At 48.2% G+C, this 3,896-nt stretch carries 5 protein-coding genes and 2 pseudogenes; 4 read left to right on the top strand and 3 right to left on the bottom strand.

All coding sequences use genetic code 11. The features are described from left to right. Positions 1-127: 127 nt before the first annotated feature. Complete coding sequence (locus ACYPZI_RS15600; protein ID WP_459603244.1) at positions 128-556, top strand: hypothetical protein; 429 nt, start codon at positions 128-130, stop codon at positions 554-556. 151 nt (positions 557-707) lie between these two features. Here the strand turns inward: ACYPZI_RS15600 and ACYPZI_RS15595 are convergent, their stop codons facing one another. The 3 genes from ACYPZI_RS15595 to ACYPZI_RS15585 all read right to left on the bottom strand — a co-directional run bounded on the left by ACYPZI_RS15595 (position 708) and on the right by ACYPZI_RS15585 (position 2,416). Continuing rightward, positions 708-1,235 (bottom strand): ATP-binding protein, encoded by a 528-nt coding sequence (locus ACYPZI_RS15595; RefSeq protein WP_459603242.1) that lies wholly within the window; start codon positions 1,233-1,235, stop codon positions 708-710. Then, complete coding sequence (locus ACYPZI_RS15590; protein ID WP_459603240.1) at positions 1,207-2,106, bottom strand: AlbA family DNA-binding domain-containing protein; 900 nt, start codon at positions 2,104-2,106, stop codon at positions 1,207-1,209. Before ACYPZI_RS15590 ends, ACYPZI_RS15595 begins: the two co-directional genes overlap by 29 nt. 82 nt (positions 2,107-2,188) lie before the next feature. Then, positions 2,189-2,416 carry a hypothetical protein gene (locus ACYPZI_RS15585; protein WP_459603238.1) on the bottom strand — a complete coding sequence of 76 codons (228 nt, stop codon included), beginning with the start codon at positions 2,414-2,416 and terminating at the stop codon, positions 2,189-2,191. 54 nt (positions 2,417-2,470) lie between these two features. Between ACYPZI_RS15585 and ACYPZI_RS15580 the strand changes: the two are divergent. From ACYPZI_RS15580 to ACYPZI_RS15570, 3 genes and pseudogenes are all read left to right on the top strand, one after another. Continuing rightward, positions 2,471-2,758, top strand: a pseudogene (locus ACYPZI_RS15580) (DUF4326 domain-containing protein); the annotation flags it as partial. A gap of 28 nt (positions 2,759-2,786) precedes the next feature. Next, positions 2,787-3,164 carry a hypothetical protein gene (locus ACYPZI_RS15575; protein WP_459603237.1) on the top strand — a complete coding sequence of 126 codons (378 nt, stop codon included), beginning with the start codon at positions 2,787-2,789 and terminating at the stop codon, positions 3,162-3,164. 185 nt (positions 3,165-3,349) lie between these two features. After that, positions 3,350-3,896, top strand: a pseudogene (locus tag ACYPZI_RS15570) (hypothetical protein); the annotation flags it as partial.

The raw sequence follows: 3,896 nt of genomic DNA, 5'->3' as shown, positions 1-3,896 counted from the left end.
GCCATTTTACATTTACTAAACGGTCGGCTGACTCTCGTTATAAACAACCGTGACTTATGTTATAGACAAAGTTAAACCCTGGCGATAGCATGCGAAAGATGAGCAATACCGAACGCTTACAAAGTATATGAAAACAGGTTTTCGGTTATCAGTTGACAAGACAGGAAAAGACCAGGGCAAGGCAAATTACGCGAACGCTTTCATCGGCTTCGGGGTAGCGCACCGCAGGTCATCGACCGGGATTTACCTTGAAGACGCCAAACGCACGGGCATACCGGTAAACGAAGGAATCAGCGCGGATGAAAATACGGTCGCCTTTGTATCGGTGGCAAGCGAGGGGATTTTTGTCGAACAGACCATAGCGCTGGTGAAAAAAGTAATTCAGGCAGGCGGGGCGGTCGTTATGGACAGGAGCGGGACAGGCTTCGGGCAGTCGCATTCAAGGTTCAACCGGAACGGGGAAGGCAGGGTGCAGGATGCGCTCGGAACGCCGGTGGGACAGACAAAAGAAGGGTATAATGTTTTCGGGAATATCGGGCTGGTCATAGGGAAATAACCCGGAACAAAAGTGTTTCTCAAATTAACATTTCGAATTTGTGAGAAGCTTTCTGACAAATTCGGAATCAATCAATCTCCTTCCAGGGAAAAACATTTTCCGGAAATTTGAAGCGCCAAACCGCCATCCAAACCGCCATCCAAACCGCCACTTATTTTTTTACAACCCATGTCCCGAATCTTTTCCCCCCTGCGCGTTCAATAACTTTGTTATCAGTCAGTTCTGCTAATATTCTTTCTACCGTTCTTAAAGGAATTTCAGCCATCTCGACCATTTCCTTTGCCGTTATTTTCGGATTTTCCCGAATCAGAGCCAGAATCTTATCTTCACCGGAAACCAGCATCCCGAAATCATCAGGTACGGATACGCTGTTTTCCCGCCCGTATTTGACCGTAAGTTTGAAAACATCGCCTTCCTCCATTACGGGCAGCACATTTTTATCTTTCACATAGACAGGCAGGTAACGGTACATATTCCTCACGCCCGACCCCAGGTCTTCCACCCAGTGTATCTGCTTGAAAAACGCGGCAATAACCGGATTTTTAGAATGCGGCTTCAGGTTGGCGGGAGTAATGCGCCCCATCTGGTAGGGAATCGTCCAGTTTTCAGTAACCACCGTATCTTTGTAAATGGTAAGCATGGCGCGGTAATCATTGCTGAACTCCCTGTGGATAAGCATTGGTAACCGCTTCTCGGAAAATAACCTCGCGCAGGCTTATCCGCGTATCGCCTTCCATGTAAAAGCGGTCAGGCGTATGCTTGCGGATAAAGGCCATCAGCCGCTCGTATGCCTGCAAAAGATTGCAATCGACCGTATCGCGGTCGTCATAACGCAGCAGGTCTTCCTTGCGGCACAAGGCTTCCGTCTTGTAGTACGGACAGATTTCGCGCAAAATATCAGTCGTGCCGAAAACCAGCGCGGCGGCAAGCGTATAGCCTTCCCTGCCACTCTGCTCGTCGCGGCGGTACATTTTTGCCGAACGCAGGATTTCCCCATTGCTCATTTTTATCCAAGGATGCTTCGCATCGAAAACAGCAACGCGGGCGCGTACATAATCGAAATCCTCATTTACAAAATCCGAAAGTTCCAGTTGCGGATAAACGCGGTTTTCCGTCTGGCCGTCCTTGCGGATGTAAAGATTGGTTTTCTGGATATAAGTCGTCAGCTTAATATCCACTTCGCCCTGACAGTCGTAATATACGCCTTTGCAGGAATGTACCTGCGAACTTTCAGGAACATAAATGCAGATGATTTTCTTTCCGTCGATTTCCACAACTTCGCTTTCTATATGCGTTGCCGGGGTTATTATCTGCGGGTTGTTCATGTCGTTTGCCAGGGTTTTGAGCTGGGCCAGCAAAGACTCGTCGCTCACGCCCTCAATCGCGCCGTTGTCCCTGACGCCAAGCAAAATATGCCCGCCTTTCCGGTTCAGGAAAGCACAAACGGTTTCAAACATGCTGCGGCTTAACGAATCGCGCGATTTTTTGAACTCGATATTCAAGCCTTCGCCCTGCGCTATGATGGATTTTATTTTTTCTGTATCTGTCATTTTCCAACTGAAAATTATAGCACAAAGATACTCATTTTTACAGGATAGCGAAACGGTCATGCCCGGTAACTTTACCATTATATTACCATATCGGCGATTTCAGGATATTATCATCCAATCTTTTTCCTCTTCTGAATAGAAATAAAAGGTATTTCTGTGCTATCAGGCAAAGGTAATTCCGTGTTCCTAAGCCTGTGCAAGGTCGGGCCGCTTCGCGGTTTTGGAAAAAATCTCCACATTCGCTACGCTTCATGTCGTATTTTTTCCAAAAACCCTGCACCGGCTGAACACTCCATTTACCGGCCTGCATAGCACAGCTATACCGGCTTGGCCGGAAAATTTAATAAAACAATAAAAAATGAACATGATGACAACAGTGGTAAACATTCGTACTTCCGCGTTTGATGTATATATCGGACGGGCTGGAAAAGGACAGGACGGGTATTTCGGTAATCCGTTCCGGTTAAGGTATGGCGATGACAGGGGCGCAACCATCGAGCGATACAGGAAATATTTCCATGACCGGCTGAAAACAGACCCGGAATTTAAGCGCCGGGTGCATGAACTGAAAGGCAAGGCGCTGGGCTGCTTCTGCAAGCCGTATCCCTGCCACGGCGATGTGATCGCGGAATATCTGGATAACCTGCCGGAAGAAATTACTAACCAATAATCAAAAGGATATGGAAGGAATAGATAACATCATAGCTGCACAGACAGGCATAGAGGAATTATTGCATCAAATGGAACAGGTCGCTGCCGCGCTTGTTACAGGCCCGTTTATCACGGATTTCAGGGTACACGATACCAACTTTATTCGCAGGACAAAGGCCTGCATCCCCTTTATCTGGCTTGTCAGGGAAAACGGGACGCACCTTTTCTGGTTCGATGATGCAAGCGAAGCAAAAAAATTCATGGAAACGCTGGATTATTACGAAAACCATTCAGGCCGGGACTTTTGCCTGTACAGATATAATGGCTGCAAGCTGTTCCCTGTATTCCCGAAAGCTATGCGCCTACTGGTAGAGCGTGAGATAAAGAACATATCATCAAAAATCTAAGCATTATGGAAGGAGAAGCAGACCTTACGGCGACAAACAAATGGCCTGTCCGCATCCGCGGCAGCGGGCTGGAAAAAAGTGTATGAAAACGAGTTTGTGCTGGACTGATACTCCGGCACAATTCATTTTAAGCAGGTATTAATTCACTTATAAAATTTACAAACAATTAAAAACAAGAAGAAATTATGGAAAATATAGTATTACAGCAGGGATTGAACGAAGTTGTCATTAACAAGGTGCAACGGATGATCGAAGGCAGGCAGACAGGCGTCAGGGAGACCATGCGGCGCCTGGTACACGAGGGAAATATCGCACAGGATTATGTAGCGCCCATAGGCGTAGAGCTCCGGCAAAGGGAGCAGTCACCCGTCATTACCTTCAGCGGCGACGGGGAATTAATGATGAACATGCGGCAGGAACAGTTTACGCTGCACGATAACGCCGTAGGGCAATTAGCCGAAAGGATGAATGTTCCCTCACAGTATCTCAGGGGACTTGCACGGGGAGACGAATGGCAAAGGCAGCTTGCGGCAACCGTCCTGAACGAGCATTCCTCCTGGACAGGCCGCCAGCGGGTGCTTGTCCGTAGCGTAGGCATGGAAGTCCGGGGCGTACTGAGCGACAGCTACCGCAGGCTGAACAGCGTGGAGATACTGACAGCCTTTGTCGAGGAAGCAGGACGGCAGGGCGCGGTGATAGCGGACGCTAAGATGACCGACACGAAAATCTGGG

The organism is Dysgonomonas reticulitermitis (assembly GCF_054601275.1).
The sequence above is the reverse complement of the archived record's forward strand: the minus strand, read 5'-3'. Positions and strand labels throughout refer to the sequence as shown.